The following is a 19,608-nucleotide window of genomic DNA, read 5'->3' on the forward strand; positions in this document are numbered from 1 at the left end:
TACCCTCACAGGCTGGCCGGGCAACGGAAGGACCACAGGCCCGCCCGGCTGAACGGATTGGCGGTACCCGGCAACTGGATCAGCAGAACGGTCCGCTGCGCACCTTCTCCAAAGGCCGCGCGGATCGCCTGCGCGCCCGCATTCTGTTTGTCTGCACGGTCCATCAGGCGGAACAGCGCCCAGGGCCCTTCAGTCTCGATCCGTGCCGCCTCGACGCCCGGCGCGGCGTCGGCATTGGCGACGGGTTGGGCAGCGCCAGGGCGGTAGAGCACGACCGAAGCCTCGGGCAGGCTGCCCGTTGCCGACCAGATCAGCGGCTTGGGCTTGTTGTCCCGCGGAGTGAAGCGATGGCGGGTGCCGCCGCTCGCCACTTCCACCGTGCCGATATCGCTGCCGAAGCTGGCGACCGATACCTTGATCGGCAGCCCCGCCGTGAGCAGATCGCGCAGCTTGACCGCGCGCGCCAGCGTTTCCGGCGTCGCGGGGTTCAGGGCCGCCGCCACCGGATCGCCCTCCCGCCAGCGCCAGACCGCGCCCGATGTGTCGATCATCGGCATCAGCCGTTGCTGGACGAAGCCATCGAACACCCCGCCCATGCCGAAGACGCGCAACGTGTCAGCCATGGGGGCATCCGCCTTGGCGCCCCCGAAAAAAGGGTAATGCTCCTGGGCAACCTCCCGACAGGCTGGCAACACGGTCTGCGCATAGGCGTCGCCGACCGCGCCGCTCGCCGCACCCACCTGTGCGCGGGTGCCGCCGCTGGCGGCGGCATTGACGAAGCCCTGCAATTGCGGAGGCGCGCCTGCCGCCGCCGCCCGAACCGAGGCGAGCGCCGCCGCCATCTGGGCCTGAGTGGTGTCGGAGCCCCCACCCCCGCCGACCGAGCGTGCGGCGATCACCGCCTGCCCCGCCGCCTTGATCCCCGCCACGAAATCATCGATCGGCGCACTGCCGCGTCCATCGCCGACATAGTCGTGGAGCGAGGCGAAATAGGCGGTGATCTCGTCGCCCGCATCGATGCCGCGCGCCCGGTCGCGGCCGATCTCGTCGGCGACGCGCCCCAGCCGCGAACGGTTCATGCCATAGCGCCCCGCCCGGGCCAGTCCGGCCTGCACGCCGCCGCTGAAGATCGTGTTCTTGCGCAGCTCCAACAGCACGCGTTTGAGTGGCGACGGGCTCTTGGTCAGCGCTCCGAAGGCGGCGGTGTCGGTGAAATAGGCCGCCGGCTTCATCGCCGCGACCACGCCTTCCCAGGCGGCGATATAGTCCTTGGCATAGAGCCCCGCGACGCCCGGTCGGACGTTGCTGAGCTCCTGTCCGACACCCGCCTCTTCCGCGCCGCCCAGCACCCACAGGTCGCGCTTCAAATCCTGCTGCACGGTGGCGAGGCCGGGCAGATAGGCTTTCTCATACCCCGCCCGCGTGAAGAAATAAGGAATGCGCATCGCCAGCAACTGATCGGGCGCGGTAAAGGCGAGCGCGTCCCCCTGCGACAGGACATTGGCGACTTCCCAGGCCGGGCCCGCCGAGGCCGCCTTCTGCTTCATCACGGCATAGGCCCGGTCGGCGAGGCTGAGCGTCTGGACGGCCGCCCGCGCACTGGCGACCAATTGCCCGTCGAGCGGCGGCTGGCGGTTGGGCCATACCGACGCCATGTCGCGATCCTCCAGCAGCGCGTCGAGATGTCGGGTCAGCGCCGCCCGCTCCGCCTGACTGTCCGCTCCCGGATACAATTCATTCGCCCAGTCCGTCGTCACCCAGGCGCGCACCGCCTTGGCGTCCATCGGCCCCTGCTGGCCCAGCATCAGATAGACTTTGAGCGGCTCGTACAGGCGCATCGGATCGCGCCCATCGGCCTTCATCACCGCCTCAAGCCGCAGCAGCAGGCGGGGCAGCATCACCCGGCGCAGCGCATCGCGATAGGTCTCTTCCGCCCGTTGGCTGAGCCCGCGCTGGTACAGTCCGAAGGTCATGGCCAGCGACGGCCCACCCCGGCGCCGTTCGGCATAGCCACGCGGCAGGTTGCGCAGGGTATCGAGCGCGGGGATGGCCGCGCGCAGGTCGGCATCGTCCTCGCGCACCTGGGTCAGATCGATGCCCGCTTCGCGAAACTGTTGTTCGGCCCGCGCGCTGGCCTCGGTCAGGGCCGATTGGAAGGCACGGTTGCGGGCATAGCTGACACCCCAGGCCGCGAGCACCAACGCGCTCGCCAGCGCGATGCCGGCCAACGCCGCGATCATCTGGCCGCGACGACGCCCCTTGGCCTTAGGATCGGTGATGACCAGACCCGCCTCGGGGAACATCACCTCGGTCAGCAGGCGGTTGAGGAAATAGGCCCGGCCCCGTCCCGGCGCGGGGGATTCGACGGGCTGTTCATAGACCTGCGCCATCGAGGCCAGGATGCGATCGAGAGCCTCTCCCTCCTGCACGCCGCTGGTCAGATAGAAGCCGCGCAGCACACCCGCGGCCTCGTCTCCCGCCACGAACGCGCCATCCGCAAAGCGCATCAACCGTGCGCGCAGCGACCGCAACTGTGCCGGAAAGCCGATCATCATGCCGCGGCGGCGCTGATCCACTTCCTCGAACAAGCGCCGCGCCTGCCGATCCGCCACCGCCTGGGTCGCTTCGTCGAATGCATGCGCCAGTGCTTCGGCCCCGGGCCGGCCATCCGCATGGGGCATCGTCGCGCCCAGCACGGCCCGGCGACCCTCGACATCCAGATCATCGAAATAGTCGGTGAAACCCGCCAGCAGATCGGCCTTGGTGACCAGCAGATAGACCGGCACCGCCGTTTCCAGCACGCGACGCATCTCGACCAGACGCCGGCGTACCGCGCGGGCATGGGCGTCGATCGCGGCGCAGTCGCTGCCGACCAGCGTATCGATGCCGATCGCGACCAGCACACCGTTGATCGGCTGGCGCGGGCGATGGCGCTTGAGCAGGTTCAGGAACGCGCTCCATCCGGCGGCGTCCACCGTCGCGTCGCTGTCCTGCGTCGTATAGCGGCCCGCCGTATCGACCAGCACCGCCTCATCGGCGAACCAGAAATCGAGATTGCGGGTGCCGCCGATCCCGCCGACCGCCTGTTCGACGAACGGAAAGCGAAGGCCCGAGTTGAGCAGTGCCGTCGTCTTGCCCGCGCCGGGCGGCCCGATGATGACATACCAGGGGCGGCTGTAGAGATAATCGCGCCGCCCACCCGAGGCACCGCGCAGCTTGGTCAGCGCCTCGCCCATGCGGCGACCGAGCGCCTTGCCCTCCTCGTCGGCGGCATTGGGGCCCGCCAGTTCGGCCGCGATCGCATCGGCCGCCTTGCGTGCGGCACGGTGGCGCAGGAACCACCACAGGCCCCAGGCCAGTGCGACCAGCAACACCGCCGCGATCCGCACCGGGATCGGTCGGAAAAAGGCGACGAACAGCGGCAAGCCGAAAGCGAATAGTGCCGCCAGCAACACCGCCGCCGTGATGGTCACGGCATACCAGTTCCGGAAGAAGCTCCGCATCAGTAGCGCCTCGGCACGACGATCTCGACCCGGCGGTTCTGCGACTTGCCGGCGGCGTCGGCATTGGAGGCGATCGGCACGGTATCTCCCAATCCCTTGGTCGTGACCCGCGACGGATCGGACAGGTCGCTGCGGATCAGCTTGGCCACCGTCTCGGCGCGCGCCTCGCTCAAGGCCATGTTGTCGGGGAAGCGGACGGTGGCGACGGGGGTATTGTCGGCATGGCCCTCGATCACCACCCCGCCCTTCTCATCCTCGATCGCGCGACCGATGCGGTGGAACAGCGGTTCGCGCCCCGGCTCCAGTTCGTCGGAGCCCGATCGGAACAACTGGCCGATGGTGGTGCGGGCGCGGACGGTTTGCGCATCCTCCTCCACCTTCACCAGCCCCTCGCGGATTTCGGGTTCCAGGAAGCGGCGCAGCTTGCTCGCCTGCGCGCTGCTCGCGGCGGGCATCGCGGCGGCGGGGCGGGACAGGGTCAACCGCGCCTCCGGATTGAGCGCCGCCAGGCGGGTCGAGGGCGTATCGCCGCTCGACGCCAGCATCAGCCGCAACACGATATAGACCAGCAGCAGAAGCGCAAGCGCGCCCGCCCCGGCCAGCGCCAGCACGCTGAGGCCGACCCGGCCGACCGGCGCGGTCTCGCCCCGCCAGTGCGGCACCAGCTCGACCTGCGAGAGCGACCGGACATGGGGCAAGGCACCCTGCAACCGCGTCATGATCTCATGCAGGCGACGGCGGCCATCGGGCATTACCCGGAACCGCCCCTCGAACCCGGCGGCCAGGCAGGCGTGGAACAGCTCGATCAGGTCGAGATTGTCGTGCGGCACGCGCAGCATGTCGTCGACGAGCTGCCAGAAGCGGTCGCCGCCAATATTCTCCTGGAAGAAGGTGACGACCATCGATCGCCGCGCCCATTCGGCGCCATCCGTGCCGATGCCGGGCAGGTTCTGGGCGATGTCGTCGGCGGTGGCGCAGACGGCATATTTGGCGCGCTGGCGCTTTTCCTCGGGATAATGCGGCTGGATCGCCCGCTCGAACCGGCCGATGGCCGCGGCGCACTGGCGATGAAGTTCGGGCATGGGCAGGCGGACGCGACCGGCGCGCACCGCTGCCAGCAGGGCGAGCACCGGCTCGGCCTCGGCCAGCATCGGATTGCGGATCACAGGCGGCGTGGCGGGCAGCGGCACATCGTCCTCGCCAAGCCGCGACGGCACCGGCCCCGGCGCGACGGGGGTCGCAGCCCGCGACAAGGGCGGCGGCGCGGCATAGCCCTGCACGGGCGGCTGCGCCTGCCCCGTGCCACCCCAGGGCGCGGAAGGCGGCGGCGGGGTCGCCGTCTCGCCCCGCTTCAACCCTTGAAGCGGCGACGGCCGGAATACGGTCTTGTCGCCGTCCTCGCTCATCGTCCGCTCCGTTTGACGCACCAGAGTTCGAGCTTCAACTGCGGCCAGTCACCCGCGACGTGTAGGCCGAGCGCGGTCGCCTGCTGGAACTCGCGCCAGTCGGGGACGCCGCGATCCAGTTCGAAATAGACGAAGCCCGGCAGCACGCGCAGTTGCGGCGGTGGCGTCGGGGTGTGGCGCAGGGGTACGCCCGGCAGTGCGGAGTCGACGATCTGCCGCATCTTCTGGACCGGGCCGATCTTGGCGACCGAGGGAAAGAGCCCCCGGATTTCTTCGACCGGCGAGGCGGACGAGACCGCGAGGTAGAAATAACCCGTCTCGTACAGGCCATGATCGGTGATGCGTGAGACATAGGCCCCCGGTCCCGCCTGATCGAGCGGCATCTGCAACGCTGAACGCTCGAACACCGCCGACAGCATCGACTGGAGCAGGTCGAACACCGGCTCGAAGCAGGTTTGCGGATTTTCGTGATCGTAGCGCGGCAGCGGCGGGGCCTTGCGCTCTGGACGGATCAGCGTCGCGATCTCGCCCGCCATCGAGATCAGCGTCTCGAACAGCCGTTCGGGGTGGACCACGGGCAGGAATTGCAGATGCTCCAGCACCGGCAGCCAGCGGTTGAGCGCCTGAAGCAGCAGGAAGCTGGCAAAGGTGTCCGACCCGCCATCGGTCGCCTCCACCGCGCGCAACGCCAGTTCCTCGGCCCGTTGGCCTGCACGACCGACGATATCCGATAGCCCGCCGCGCAGACGCGGGGCGGCGGCCGAATCGAGCGTCGGCGCGATATAGCGGTCGTCGAACATCACCCGCCGGTTCTGCACCTCGCGTACGCGCGCGAGCCCCAGTGTGACGCGGCCGTAAATCTGGTCGCGGGTGATGCCGAAGCGGAGGTTCGGGCGACCCAGGCCGATCGGTTCGCTGGTCCGATCGTCCGAAAAGGCGTCCGCCACCTCGGCCTCATCGACCAGATAGCGGGCGTCGTGGCTACGTGCATCGATGTCGCGGAACTCGACCGCGCCGACCTGCGCGGCGGGAAGCGTCAGATAGACGACCGCGTCACGCGCATCGCCCGGCACGTCGAGCGGCTCGGGCGGCGGCAGATCGTCGGGTATGGCAAAGGGCGTACCGTCCGGCAGGATACCCACCGCCCGCGACACGGCGAACTTGCCGAGCGCGGCCAGATCCTCATCGATGGTGAGTGCGGTCAGCCCCCAGGCCCAGGGACGGATCGAATCGACCCGGGCCCCCAATTGTGCCTCGACAAAGCGGTCCTGCGCCTGGAAATGCTGTGGCCGAAGGAACATGCCCTCATGCCAGGCGACCCGATTTTTTCCAGCCAATTGCTCTCCCCAAACAGGCTGACGGGCAGGCATGGAAACCCATGACCGCCCACCCGGTTATTGCCCCAGGCGGTAAATGGGGCAATGCTTATGTCGCGTGTGACAGAACAGGATGCCTCCCGGAGGCCCATGGCATATCCCCACGACGAAGAACCCTCATTCGACCCGCGATCATGGATCGAACGACGGGCCGTTTCGGTTCCACAACTATCGACCCATGATAGGATAAGTGGAACGCCCGATGCAGCCCGGCGTCGGGGCCATGCCCTTCCCTGGATCGCAGGACTGGCCATCGCCGCCTCCGGGGCCATGGTCGCGATACTGGCGCATCCGGATCGGGCCGATGCCCCCGTCGCCGCCGCGCCGATCGCCCGCGATGCGGAAACGCTGGAAAGCCGGACGCTGGTGCTCGCCGGCCCTGCCGATTTAGGCCCGACGCTGACCGCCGCGGGCGTATCCGCCGCCGACACGGCCGCGGCCCTCGGCGCGATCGGTGGCCGGTTACAGGGCAAGGGCGACATCCGCCTGAGCTTCACGCTGGGGCATCGTGGCGACGCCGTTCGCCTCGCCACGCTCGATGCGACCCGCGATGATGGGTCGGGGATGACGCTGGCGCAGAACAGCAGCGGCTTTGTCGCCACGCCGGTCGCGGCGCATCTGCGGCGTGTGACACGGTTCGTTCGCGGCGAGCTGGACGGCGAAAGCTTCTACAGCTCGGCCGTCGCGGCCGGCGTCAGCGACGTGCTGATCGGGCCGTTCGTCAATGCCTTCCGCTATGATTTCGACATGCAGCGCGAAGTCGCTCCCGGTGACGTCTTCGAGGCGGGCTTTGCCCAGCGCGTCACCGCCGAGGGCGAGCCGGTCGGGACGCCCGAACTCGTCTATGCCTCGCTGTCCACCGCCGCCAAGTCGCGTGCGCTCTATCGGTTTCAGGCACCGGGGGACGGGCAGGCCGAATGGTATGATAGTAGCGGCCGGAGCAGCCGCACGGCGTTCATGCGCACCCCGGTCGAAGCGGCGCGGATCAGCTCGGGCTTCGGCATGCGCGGACATCCGATCCTGGGCTTCGTCAAGATGCACAAAGGCACCGACTTCGCCGCGCCGACCGGTACGCCGATTTACGCGGCGGGCGACGCCGTCGTTACCTTTGCGGGGCCCAAGGGACCGAATGGCAATTTCGTCCGGCTGCACCACGCCAATGGCTGGGACACACTGTATCTGCACATGAACCGGATCATGGCGGGGATCATGCCGGGCAGCCATGTCGCGCAGGGGCAACAGATCGGCGAGGTCGGGACGACCGGACGCTCGACCGGTCCGCATCTCCATTATGAAGTCCATATCGACGGCCAAGCAGTCGACCCCATGTCGATCAAGGTCGATGGCGGCCGCGCGCTGACCGGCGAACCGCTGAAGCGATTCCGGGCGCTGCGCGACCGGATCGATACGACACGGGTGGCGGCGGCGACCTGAGTCCGTTGGCTCCATCATGCCGCATCGCTCTGCCGCATTGCCATCCGACCGGCAAGCAGCCAGCCGACCACCAGCGCCAGCAGCGACAGGCTCATCGCCCAGCTCCCGTTCAGGCCCTGATCCGATCCACCCCACAGGGGAACGCCACGCAGATCGAGGTCGACGACTGCCCCAAAGACCCCGACACCCGGATTGGGGTCGAGTCCCAACAGCAACTGCTCGCCCGCATTCCAGGCGAAATGCGCCCCGAACGCCCCGGCCAGGCCCAACCGACCGGCCGCGATCAGACCGAACAGCATTCCACCCAGGAACAGGTTGAGCAGGGCCACGCCCCCACTGGCGCTCCCCGCCAGGAGATGCAGGCCAGCGAAGATGCCAGCGACCACCGGCACCGCGACCCGTCGACCGATCAGCGACAGCAGCACGGGTTGCAGCCAACCGCGAAACACCCATTCTTCTGCCGCCACCTGTACTGTGATGACGCTCAGGCCTAAGGCGAGCAAAGGCCCGACCATGCTGCCCTGTGACCGGATCAGCGTCCCCGCCAGCCCCGTGTAGCCGGTCGCCAGCAACAGGCAGCCCAGCCCCGTTACGGCCCCCAGCCCCAGCGAACGCCACGCCAATCCACTCGGGCCCCTGATTCCAGCCAGACGCCGTCCAGCCCAACCGAGCAGGAGCATCGGGCCGAACAGCGCGACGGTGAACGCACTCTCCCCCCACGCGCCTCCGCCGGCCCACGCGCCCACTAAGGCCGGTCCGACGCGCAGCCAGAGCGCGACCAGGACCAGCCCGATCAGCGCCGCCACCGCGTTACGGACCGGCCCGGTCACCACCTGGTCCGATTCAGCGGGCCGCGATGCGGGCGCTGGGATTTGCGGCCGACAAAGCGGTCTTGCTGCTATCCCCGACCAGGAAATAGGGCGCCCAGTAGAAGGGATGCGAATAGGTCGGCAGCGCGATCAGAGTCTGCTGCGCCACCTGCATCGCCTCGCCCAGCGTGCCGGTGCGCGCGCGGGTGTAGAAGGCCCGGATGAACTCGTCGCTCTCCTTTTCCGCCGACACTTGCCAATAGGTCGCCAGCACCGCACGGGCATTGGCGGCCAGGAAGGCACGGACCAGTCCTTCCAGCGTCGCGCCCGCCTCCTCCTGCCCCGCGCTACGCGCCAGGGCTTCGTCGCGGACCCCCGCCACGGTATCGCAAGCAGACAGCACGACGAGATTCGCGTCTAGCTTCAACTCGGCAATCTCTGAAAAGCTCAGCAGTCCATCGGACTGCGCATTGCCGAACGACGTCACCAGCGCGGGCGGCGATTGGGAACAGCCCCAGACACCCTCGGTCAGGCCGTGGGTGGCGAAATGCAGCACTTCATAATCGTTGAGGTCATCGCGGCTCTCGACCCCGGTATCGGTGAAGGCCGGGCCGATCAGCATCTGCGCCGGCCGGGCCTGGAGCGCAGCGGCGGCGATATCGATCTCCCGCGCGCTGATCGGCTTCAGGCTGCGCGAAAGACTGGCCAGGCGACCATAATCAATCATGCAGCCATAGCCGACCGGGACGGGCCGCTCCGCCGCCGAGCCGCTGACCGCCGCCGGGGCGACATGCTGGCCGAACCCGAGAAATGGCTTGGGCGCGCGCGACGCCGGCGTGCTGCGCGCGACCAGGAAGGAACGCGGCGACAAGGCATTGGAGATCGCCGCCCCGCGCGCCAGAAACGCCGTCTGCGAAAAGTCGAACGGGTCGGGCTTCACCGCTTTGGGATCATAACGCGTGACCAGCACGCCCAACGGCAGCGTCGCCAGCGGCCCCGCCGGATCGACCACGATCGCACGCGATGCCTGTAACGTGGCGGCGGCGGGCCCCGCGATCAGGCGATAAAGCGTATAGGCCCGCGCTTCGTCGAACGGCACGAGCTTGCCGACGTTCAGATCGCCGTCGATCGAAGCGCGAAGTTGCTTGCCCAACGTCTCGACCGCGCGGGTCGCTGCCTCGCTGCCCGCGACATGGTAGATGAAGGTGGCATCGCGCGTGACGACCAGGCCGTAGATACGCCGATTGAGCCGGGTCAGCTTGATGAAGCTCTCGCCCGGCCGCAGGCCGGCGCGCAGCTCGGCAAGCGTCGCAGGGGCGTCGTCCAAGGTGCGATAGCGCGGATCGGCGGCGAGTTGCGCATCCACCACCAGCAGTCGCTGTTCGGCGGCGGCACGGGCCCGTTCCAGGTCGGCCGGAGCGCCCTGCCCCGGCGCGGCGCCGGCAATGGCATAGCGTAACCGGGTGATCTCTCGCTCCAGATCCGCCCGCTCGCGCAGAGCCGTCGCCACCGTGCCGCCCGCCGTAACCACCGAACGCAACTGGGTCAGTTGTCGTGCGACGGCGGGCTCGCCATTAGCCTGCACCGCGCGAAAGAATCGGTCATAGGTATCCGGCTGCGGCTTGGCGGCCTCCGCCACCAGCATGTCGAGATAATCCTCCATGCCGAGCGAACTGCCCAGCGACGTCCCCCGGGAGTCGATCAGTGCATCAACCGCCTCTCCAAAGGCGTTGCGCACGGCGGAACGCGGTGCGCCGGTGCGGGCATATACGGCGGCACGGTCCAGTTGCGCCTCGGCGATGGCGGGTTCGTTCCCTGTCCCGGCATTGGCGATCGCGCCCCGGCGCAGCATGTCGACCGCGCTCGTAAAGCTGTCATAGGCGTCGCTGTAATCGCCCCGCTGCGCCTGCAACCGTCCTCGTTGCCGCGCGATCCGTGCGCCCAGCCACAAGAGCTGGCTCTGGTCGAAGCGGTCATTGGCCAACGGGCGATAGGTGGCGGCCGCCCGCTCGATCGCCGCCTCCGCCGCCGGTCGATCGCCTTGCGCCAGCAGGGCGACGCTGCGCGCATATTGGGTCTCGATATCGAGGACCAGTTGCGACAGCGCAGCGGCATTGGGCACGGCCAGCGCGGTGGCGGTGCCGTTCCGGTTGGGCTGGTTCAACAGACGCAATACGCCCGGATCGCGCAGCGGCTGATCGGCCGACAGGGGCGCGCTCGCCACCCGGTCGAGGGTCGCCAGCGCCTCGGCAAAGGCATGGCGGTTGATCGCGTCGAAGGCGACATAGGTATCGCGCTTGCGTGCCAGAAAGGCACTCCGCACCGCAGGTTCTGCGGTGAAGATCGCATCGGCGGCGGCGAAATGGGCCGCTGCCGCATCGGGAAAGCGGATATTGGAGTCCGCGAGCCCGGCCTCAAGTTGCAACTCGGCGCGCAGCGGCGCGGGCGTCGAGGGATCGAGACGGCTCAGCGCGTCATTGAGCACGCGCGAGGCGTCGACGTGCAGCCCCTTGTGGTTCAGGCTGATCCCCTGCGCCAGTGCGCTGGCGATGTCGAAGGGCGCGACGCTGTCCAACCCATCCGCACCCGGCAGAGCCGCCCCCGGCCGGGGTGCGAAGGCGGTCAGTGCGATCGTCGCTTGCGGCGTACGCGTCGTGTCGGCGCTCAGCGGCCGGATCTCGGCGATGACTGCCAGCGCCTCTTCGAGCAGCGGCAGGAGCGCGGGGGTCCCCGCCGCGACATAACGCCGATCGCCCCTCACCATGTCGAGCCGCAGCGATTCCAGACCGGTCACCCGGTCGAAACAGCGCCGTGCGCTGCCGCTCTGCCCGGCGATGACGACCGCGTTCTCCGGGCCGCAATCGAACTGTGCATCCAGGGTCGCCTTGGCCTCCTCGGTCGCGCGCACCGCCCGCACGGTGCCGAGCGGACGGCTGGCCGCCACGCCGGAACAGGCGATGGTATAGGCACGGTCGAAGCGATCGGGCACGCCGGGATCGGCCCAGTTGCGCGTCGCGACGCAGGTTTCCCCCGCCATGTTGCGGCCCAGCCCGATCGTCTCCATGCGGGCGATCGGCGTGAGGCCGGCCCCCTGAACCAGCGCGGAGCTGCCCAGTGCCGCGATCATCAGGGCGTGACGGGGACGAAGCATCATGCGCGGCATCGTCATTCGCTTTCCTGTTCGTTGGGAGCCTGGGGCGCCAGTTCGGGCAGCCCGCTGAGCAGTTCCTCGTTATTGGCGCCGATCACCGGCGAGAAGGGCACCGCCACGTCGCGGGCGATGCCGAACACCTCTTCGCTGTTCCACTTGAACACCTGCAGGGTCGGCTGGATGACGATGGTGGTGATGCACCCCGCCCCCGATCCGGCGAGACAGCCATTGATGCGGCTGCTCGGCAACAGCGTCGGGTCGATCGCAATCACCGGATTGCCCAGCAGCGCGGCACTGGCCCCGCCGATGCCGTTGATCGTACCGAACAGCGCCACGCCATTCTGCCCCGGCGTCCCGAAGCTGCTGATGCGCAGCGCGGGCGACACCGGCGCGCCGGGCGTGCCGCCGATTTTCAGCCCCGAAAACTCGCCGGGCACCGCCGTATTCTGGAACAGGGCATAATCCCCGAACCGGACGGTCAGCGAACGCGCGGACAGCGTCGTCGTGGCGGAGGGATCGTAGAAGCCGCCGCCCAACTGCGCGTTGTAGAGCGTGGAATTGCCGTTGCTGATGAGCGACTGGGCCTGGATCAATCCGGCATTGCCGGGTTGCAGCGTGTCGATAAAGCCGGGGGCCAGCCCCATGGCGATACGGTTGCCGCGCAGCTCGACATCCGACCCGTCGAACAGCAGACGCCCGCCGCCATCGCGCGTCGCGACGACATGGATGTTGGCCGCATTGCCGCCATCCGTGCCGCCGCCGATCCGCACCATGCGCCCGGTCCCCTCGGTGACGACGGTACCGACCACCCGGACATCGCCCGTCCCCAGCATCTCAACCGTGCGGCCGCTCGTGCTGCCCAGCGTCAGGGCGCCGACCTCCATCGCGCCATTGCCCGCATCGAAGCGCAGCGTATCGGCCGACACCTGCCGGACCTCGGCGTCCGACAGGCGCAGGCCGTCGCCGCCCGTACCGTCGCCGACACGCAAGCTCGCCGTGCCCGGCTGTCGACTGACGAAGGCCACGGTCTGCGCCCGCAACGGGCCGGTCAGGGCCACGTCATTGGCGGTGATCGTCGCGGTGGATCCGGCACTCAGACTGCCGATCGTCGCCAGCCCCGCCACGTCAAGCGCTGCCGAGCCGCCCGCGCTGCCACCGGTCAGCGTCAGGTCGCGGCTGCTGGTCAAGGACAGCGCATCGCCCGCCTTCGCTCCGGTCAACGTCACGCCCGCACCATTGGCGGTGATGCTGGCCCCCTCGACCGATCCGGCGTTCAGCGCTTCCCCGGCCTTCAGGGTGACGGCACCGCCAGCCGCGACATCCCGCAACGTCAAGGCCGCGCGCGCCTCGGCGAGCAATTGCCTCGCCGCGGCCAGACGCCCGCCAACATCGATACGCTGCCCCTTGAGCGAGGCCGCGCCGTCGCTGGTCACGGCACCAGTCGTCAATCCTTCGCCGCTGGCGAGATCGACACTGCCACCGCGCAGATCGCCCAGCGCCATCGCCCCCGCATCGCTGCGCAGCGCCACCGCACCGGATGCGGCGATCTTGCCCAGCGCCATATCGCCGCGCGACAGGGTGACCGAAAGGCTTCCCATCGTCAGATCACCGGTGGTCAGGTTGGCGTCATGCGTCAGGCCGCTCGCCACCGCGCTACCATCGAAGCTGCCGATCCGTGCCGCCTCGACCTGGCCTAGCTGGATCGCTCGTCCACTCCCCGCACGCAGGCCCAGGGCCGCGCCACCGCCGGGCCGCGCCTGAAGCTTCGTGCCCGTCAGGCCGATCTGTCCGGCGGCGTCCAGGACCAGCGCCTCGGCACCCGCGCCGTCCGCATCGCTGGTCAGGGTCAGCCCGCGCGCGGCATTCACATCACCCGCCAGCGCCGTGATCCGCACGTCCCCGGCTGCCTTCTGGACGATCCCATCCTGGCCACCCAGCGTCACGCCGCTGCCGGTCACGCGGTATCCGCCCCCCGCCGTGACGTTGCCGGTCACATTGGCGACGCCCTTGGCGCTCAGCACGGCATCGCCGCCCGACGTCAGGCTGCCGAGCGATAGGTTGCCACCGCTCGCCGACAGGGCGAGGCCCGCCCCGGCGCTCGCACGATCGAGGCTGAGCGAACCACCGCGCAGCGACACGGCATTGGAAGCCTGCGCCGAGCCGCCGGTGATCGCGCCTGTGGACTGGCCATCGATCGACGCGCCGGCGAGATCGCCGAACGCCACGCTTCCACCGGTCAGCTTCAGCGCGCCGCTGGCCGTGACTTGCGTCAGGGCCATGTTGCCGGTCGCGCCGAGCGTCACGTCCGTGCCGGTGGTCGAGCCGGTCAGCTTCAGGTCACCGCTCGTGGCGGACAAACCGACACTGCCTCCCGATGCCGTGCCAAGCCCGACGCTTGCCCCGGTCACGCTGACGGCATTCGAAGCTTTTACCGAAGTGCCGTTGACCGCCCCCGCCGAGGTGAGCGTCACCGATGCGCCCACCAGATCACCGAAGCCGACACTGCCCCCGCTGAGCGACAATGCTCCGCCCGCCGTCACCTGCCCCAGCGCGGCATTGCCGGTCGCGCCCAGCGTCACGTCGTTACCGGTAACCGGCCCGCTTACCCGCAGATCGCCGCTCGTCGCGGACAATCCGACATTGCCGCCCGAAACCGTACCCAGCCCGACGGTCGCGCCATTGACGCTGGCGGCGCTCGTCGCCTTGATCGAAGTGCCGTTGACCGCACCCGCCGACGCGATCGTGACCGATGTGCCCGCCAGATCACCGAAGCCGACACTGCCGCCGTTGAGCGACAATGCTCCGCCCGCCGTCACCTGCCCCAGTGTGGCGTTGGCGGTCGCACCCAGCGTGACGTCCGTGCCGCTCACCGGCCCGCTTAACGTCAGGTCGCCACCGGTGGCCAAGGCGCTGACCGTGCCGCCCGATAGCCCGGCAAGCTGTATGCTGGCGCCCTTCACGCCGATCGCGCCGCCGGACGTCACGCGTCCGCCGCTCAAAGCCCCCGCCGATGCGATATCGATCGTGGTCCCCGAGACGTCACCAAAGCCGATCGTGCCGCCCGTCAGGGTCAGTCCGCCCTTGGCGGTGACGTCGTTCAGGCTGGTCCGTCCGCTCGCCCCCAGGGCCACGGTGCCGCCCGTCACAGGCCCGCGCACCGTCAGATCGCCGTTGGTCGCACGCAGCTCCAGCGCCTCGTTGCCGGTATCGACCCGGCCCGCACTGATCGAGGTGGCGACGATGGTCAGCTTGCCCCCGACCACATCGCCCAGCCGCGCCGCCGCGCCGATGGTCAGCGAAAAGGCACGTCCCGGCCCCGCCCCCAGGGTGACGCCCGAGCCGGGCAGATAGCCGCTGAGTTCGCCATTGGGGGCCGCGACCGTCAGATCGCTCGTCCGGCTCACAATCTGCGGCGCGCGGACATTGCCGGTGGCCGAGACGCTGGCCGCCCCCACCGCGTCCAGGCCGTTGACCAGCAGGATGTCGGCATTGCCACCCGTTGTCGTCAGTGTCGCCGCACCGCCAGAGGTCACGCCCACCGCGTTGAGCGTTCCGGCCGCGCGAACCGTCACGTCCCCCGTCGCGGTGGTGATCTGCCCCAGATCAGCCGTGCCTTGCGTCGCCGACACGCTGACCGGCCCACTGGTCGAGATATCGCCCGCGACCAAATCGCCGCTGGAAGCGGTAGCGGTCAACGCCGTCGCATTGATCGCGCCGACATTGACGCTGCTCCCGCCCAGGCTGGTCACACCGCCGGCATTGATCGTGCCGAGCGTCAGCGCCCCGGTCGCGTTCGCATTGGCGGCCCCCTGGGTCGTGATCGCACCGCCCTGAAGCGCGCCGGTCGCCGTTGCCGAGAGGGATGTGCCCGACACCCGGCCGAAGCGGACATCGCCACCGCTCAGCGTCGCGCCGCCGCTCAGCGTCAGGTCGCCCAGGTTCAGTGCATCGCTGCCCGTCACGGCGGAGAGATTGGCGGCGTTGATATTGCCCGCCGTGATGCTTCTGCCCTGAAGCACCGTATCGCCCTGCGTCGCGATCGCGCCACCCGTCAGGGTGCCGTTCGCGGTCGCCTTCAACGCCTTGGCGCCAACGCGCCCGAAGGACAGGGCTCCGCCGTTCAGCGTCACCGCGTCACCGGCATCGATGGCTCCGGTGGTTAGCGCGCCGCTGCCCGCATCGATCGCCACGCCGCCGGTGCCGACATTGATCGCCCCGGTCGCGACCCCGCCGGCCGCCGCCAGCGACAGGCCACTGCCAAGCGTCAGATCGCCGGTCCGGATGCTGGAGGCGCCATTGGCCGTGAAGCCGGTCGCGGTGACATTGCCCACCCCGATCGCGCCGCCGCTGGTGGTCAGCGTGACCGCCGATGTCCCGTTGCCGCCGCCCAGGCTGCTGCTCGGGTCGAAGGCGATATCGCCGGTCGCGGTCAGGCTCAGCGCCTTGCCGCCCAGGCCGTTGCTGTCCGACAGGATCGACGTGCCGTTCGCCGCCGTGATGCCCCCTGCCGTGCTGGTAATGGCATAGGATCCGGTGGCGCTATGCACCCCGGCCAGCGACACGGCCTTGGCGCTCACCGCCACATCGCCCCGCGCCTGCACGCCGCCGAGCAGCGCGGCACCGCCCCCCGCATTCACGGTCACGCCGGCACCCGACAGCGCTCCGCCAACCCGAACATCGCCGGTCGCGGTCAGCGCCACCGCGTCGGTCGCGGTCAGGGCATTGCGGATCGCCACCGCGCCGCCGGTCGCGCCGACCGTCACACTGGTGCCGCTGATCCCGCCGACCTGCACATCCCCCGCACTCGCGGCCAGCGCGACCGGCCCGCCACGCACCGCATCGACGCTCACCTGCGTCCCGCTCGCACTCGCGCCCAGCGCACCATTCAGGTTGGCAAGCTTCACCGCCCCACCGCTGGTCAGGGTCACACGACCATCGCGGCTTTCGACGGTCCCCAGGGTCAGGCCGGTGCCGCTGACCAGCGTCACATCACCACTGGTCGACAGGGTGTTCTGGACGCTCAGCGCCCCCTTGGCCGCGCGCAGGCTGATCCCCTGCCCATTGCCCGTCACCGCGATCTGACCGACGCTGAGATTGCCGTTCAGGCTCTCGGCGGCGAAGCTGTCGACCAGGTTGAGCGCACCGAACGCCAGCGAACCGTTGGACAGGATCGCCCCGCCCGCTCGGGTCGCATCGCCATTGGCGGCCGACAGCGCCGTCAGCGACCTGGCAGTGACATCGCCCAATCGTACCGGTGCGTCGGCCGAGGCGTTGAAGATACCGACGCGCAGCGCCCGGTTCGTGCCGCCGGTGATACTGCTGCCGCTCGCAAAGGCGATGCCGTCCGCGCCATTGGCCTGAAGGCGGATAAAGTCGTTCGCCTGGTTGCTGGTCGAGGCGACCGCCAGCGCACCGGTGCTGGTGATGCCGCCGCTGGAGGCTCGCAGGTCGATCGCGCCTCCGCTGCGCAGCGTATCGCCCGCGAAGCCGAGCGACGCGGCCGACAGCGAGACCGGCCCGCCGCCCGTCACGTCGCCGCCAAAGCTCGCCGCTCCCTGCCCGCTGACCGAAACAGCGTCCTGGGCCGACAATGTCCCAACCGTCACACCTTGCGCCGACGTGATGCTCACGCTCCTGGCCGAGTTGACCGCGCCCGCCGTCACATTGCCGGTTCCGGCGGTCAGCGTGATGCCGCCATTGGAACTCGTCAGATCCCCGGTTGCGATCGATGCGCCCTGCGCGGTCAGGTCGCCCAGGATCGACACATTGCCCAGTTGCAACGCGCCCGCGGTGTTGAGCCCGGTCAGGTTCGCCGCGCGTACCGCACCCAGCGTGATCGGGCTTGCGGGATCGGACAGGTTGATCGCGACGTCGGTTCCACGCGTCGGACCACCGAGGAGGGTCGTATTGCCCGCAAAGGCGATCCCGGTGGCCGAGGGTGCGGTCAGCGCCAGCGTCAACATGCCGCCGCCGAAATTGTCCGAATCCGACTGCAGCGTCAGGCCCGGCGCGCCGATGATCCCCCCGGCTCCGGCGGTGATGGTGACGTGATATTTCGCCACCTGGGCAACCGGCGTGGTGCCGCCCAGCGTAACGCCGCTGCCTGAGACGAGATACTGCATCCCCGACGTCACCGGCCCGGTGACCGCCACGGCGCCGCTGCCCGCGTCGATCCGTATGTCGTTGGTTGCCGACAGTCCCGCCAGCGTCATGGCGCCGTCGCGCGTGACCTTCAGGTCCGCGGTAAAGCCGTTCGCCGCGATCGTGCCGCCAATGGTCGTGGGACCGCTGCCGGTCAGGGTGACCCCGCCGCCGCGCGCCAGGATCGACCCTGTCGCCAGCGCGCCATTGGACGCGATCGTCACGCCGCGATCGGAAGCGAGCGACCCGGCGGTCAGCCCGGCGGCGTTGAGCGCCAGCGCGTCCTGCACATCGACATTGCCCAGGACCAGCGCGTTGGTCGTCGTCACGCCATTGGTGGCCGCGCCGGAACCGACCGACTGGCGCAAGCCGCGTGCCGTCACATTGCCGAGCGCAATGCTGTTCCCCGCATCCCGCTGGCGGATATCGACATAGCCCTGCCTGTTGTCGCCGCCGATCAGGCTGCTCGTCGGGTCGAGCACGATGTTGCCCGCCGTCGTGCCCGTCGTCGCTAAGGTCACAGCCGAGCTGCCGCCCGATTGCAGCGTAAGCCCCGCCGCGCCGGTCAGATCGCCATTGTTCGACGTCAGACGAACCGTGCGCCCTGCGCTCTGGACCAGTGTCGCGCCATTGCCCAGCGCGATCCCGGTGCCTGTGGCGATATAGTCGCGGTCCGCCGCCACCGCTCCGGTCACGCTCAGACTGCCATCCGCCGACAACAGGATATCGCGCTGACTGGACAACGATCCGGTCAGACCCATCGTGCCGCTCGCCCCGGCGATGATGTCGCTGCCGTCGTCCCTGACGGTCAGGCCGCCATTGACCAGCAGATTGGCCACCCCGCCGATATCCGCCGCCGCCCCCGATACCGTGACCCCGCCGACCCCCGTGCCGGGCTTGCCTGCGGACAGGATGATACCGCGCTCCCCGGCCGTGGCGGTGGTGACGCCGGCATCGATCTGCAGCAGCGCGTCGGTGACGGTGGATTGCGAGGCGAGCGCGAACAAGGCGTCCTGCCCGCCGACGGTGCCCCGCACATATTGGCTGCGCCCCGACACCGGCGTGCCGCGATTGATCGTCACGGACAGGGGGCTGCTGGAAGAATAGGACAGGGTCACGTCGGTCGCGGTGACGAAGGCGACGTCCTGCCCAACCGCTTGGAAATTACCGTCCGCCTCGATCTTGGGCGCGACCATCACCAGCCCGCGATTGCCACCCTGCACCCTGATCTGCGCGCCGTTCAGAACGGTGATCGCCGATGTGCTGCCGCTGCCCGTGCCCAGCCGGTAATTGCTGCCGCCGGCCAGGAAATCGCTGCTGTTCACGTCTAGCGTCGACAGGACCAGCGAGCCGGTGTTGAACGACGCCTTCGACCCCACCAATATGCCGTTGGGATTATAGACCCAGACCGCGACGCCCGGATCGCTGGTCAGCTTGCCTAGCAGTTGCGATGCATTGCCCGACACGTCGCGATTGAGGACGGCGATGTTGCGCGAAAATGTGCCATTCTCGAAATTGGCCGTCCTGTTTTCCGGGATGTTGAACCCGTTCCAGTCGATGACCGTGCTGTTCGCGCGTAGATTGACGTTCAGATTGCCATCGGAATTGCTGAGCTGCGGATCGAGGCCCAGCAGGTTGGTCTGGGTTCGCACTACATCCGCGCGTGTCGGAATGGTCTGCGCGATCGCAGACGTGCTCAACCCGCCCAGGGTCGTGGTACCCAGTGCGCTGCTCAGCACGAGCATCAGGCGGAGGCGGCGGACGGGCGACGAGGCGTCGGTCATGATG

The 19,608-nt window shown here is 69.1% G+C and carries 7 protein-coding genes; 1 reads left to right on the top strand and 6 read right to left on the bottom strand.

Going from position 1 to position 19,608, the window contains the following annotated elements; all coding sequences use genetic code 11:
* Nucleotides 1–5: 5 nt before the first annotated feature.
* From tssM to tssK, 3 genes are read right to left on the bottom strand one after another with little or no spacing between them, the layout of a single operon-like run.
* Nucleotides 6–3,503, bottom strand: a complete 3,498-nt coding sequence (tssM, locus tag SP6_RS10450; protein ID WP_007404920.1) for a type VI secretion system membrane subunit TssM — start codon at nt 3,501–3,503, stop codon at nt 6–8.
* Nucleotides 3,503–4,909, bottom strand: a complete 1,407-nt coding sequence (tssL, locus tag SP6_RS10455; protein ID WP_037568521.1) for a type VI secretion system protein TssL, long form — start codon at nt 4,907–4,909, stop codon at nt 3,503–3,505. The genes tssM and tssL overlap by 1 nt, the downstream gene beginning before the upstream one ends.
* On the bottom strand, nt 4,906–6,210 hold the full coding sequence (gene tssK / locus SP6_RS10460) for a type VI secretion system baseplate subunit TssK (protein ID WP_232252395.1): 1,305 nt from the start codon (nt 6,208–6,210) through the stop codon (nt 4,906–4,908). The genes tssL and tssK overlap by 4 nt, the downstream gene beginning before the upstream one ends.
* Before the next feature lie 345 nt (nt 6,211–6,555).
* Here tssK and SP6_RS10465 point away from each other — a divergent pair, with 345 nt between their 5' ends.
* Nucleotides 6,556–7,719, top strand: coding sequence for a M23 family metallopeptidase (locus tag SP6_RS10465; RefSeq protein ID WP_050794177.1), 1,164 nt, complete (start codon nt 6,556–6,558; stop codon nt 7,717–7,719).
* A 14-nt stretch (nt 7,720–7,733) separates the two neighbouring features.
* Here the strand turns inward: SP6_RS10465 and SP6_RS10470 are convergent, their stop codons facing one another.
* Genes SP6_RS10470 through SP6_RS10480 form a run of 3 tightly spaced genes read right to left on the bottom strand, consistent with a single transcriptional unit; the run spans nt 7,734 to nt 19,604 of the window.
* A complete protein-coding gene (locus SP6_RS10470) occupies nt 7,734–8,549 on the bottom strand; it encodes a CPBP family intramembrane glutamic endopeptidase (RefSeq protein WP_139063027.1) in 816 nt (271 codons plus the stop codon).
* A gap of 13 nt (nt 8,550–8,562) precedes the next feature.
* Nucleotides 8,563–11,682 (bottom strand): CHAT domain-containing protein, encoded by a 3,120-nt coding sequence (locus SP6_RS10475; RefSeq protein WP_167541258.1) that lies wholly within the window; start codon nt 11,680–11,682, stop codon nt 8,563–8,565.
* Nucleotides 11,683–11,693: 11 nt separating this feature from the next.
* Nucleotides 11,694–19,604: a two-partner secretion domain-containing protein gene (locus tag SP6_RS10480; RefSeq protein WP_158005312.1), complete on the bottom strand. Its 7,911-nt coding sequence runs from the start codon at nt 19,602–19,604 to the stop codon at nt 11,694–11,696.
* Nucleotides 19,605–19,608 lie beyond the last annotated feature (4 nt).

It is taken from the genome of Sphingomonas paucimobilis NBRC 13935, from assembly GCF_000739895.2.
GTDB lineage: Bacteria > Pseudomonadota > Alphaproteobacteria > Sphingomonadales > Sphingomonadaceae > Sphingomonas > Sphingomonas paucimobilis.

Coding starts and splice junctions, on each gene's coding strand:
- SP6_RS10480 (WP_158005312.1), bottom strand. CDS start 19,604: ATGACCGACGCCTCGTCGCCCGTCCGCCGCCTCCGCCTGATGCTCGTG.
- tssK (WP_232252395.1), bottom strand. CDS start 6,210: ATGTTCCTTCGGCCACAGCATTTCCAGGCGCAGGACCGCTTTGTCGAG.
- SP6_RS10465 (WP_050794177.1), top strand. CDS start 6,556: ATGGTCGCGATACTGGCGCATCCGGATCGGGCCGATGCCCCCGTCGCC.
- tssL (WP_037568521.1), bottom strand. CDS start 4,909: ATGAGCGAGGACGGCGACAAGACCGTATTCCGGCCGTCGCCGCTTCAA.
- tssM (WP_007404920.1), bottom strand. CDS start 3,503: ATGCGGAGCTTCTTCCGGAACTGGTATGCCGTGACCATCACGGCGGCG.
- SP6_RS10475 (WP_167541258.1), bottom strand. CDS start 11,682: ATGATGCTTCGTCCCCGTCACGCCCTGATGATCGCGGCACTGGGCAGC.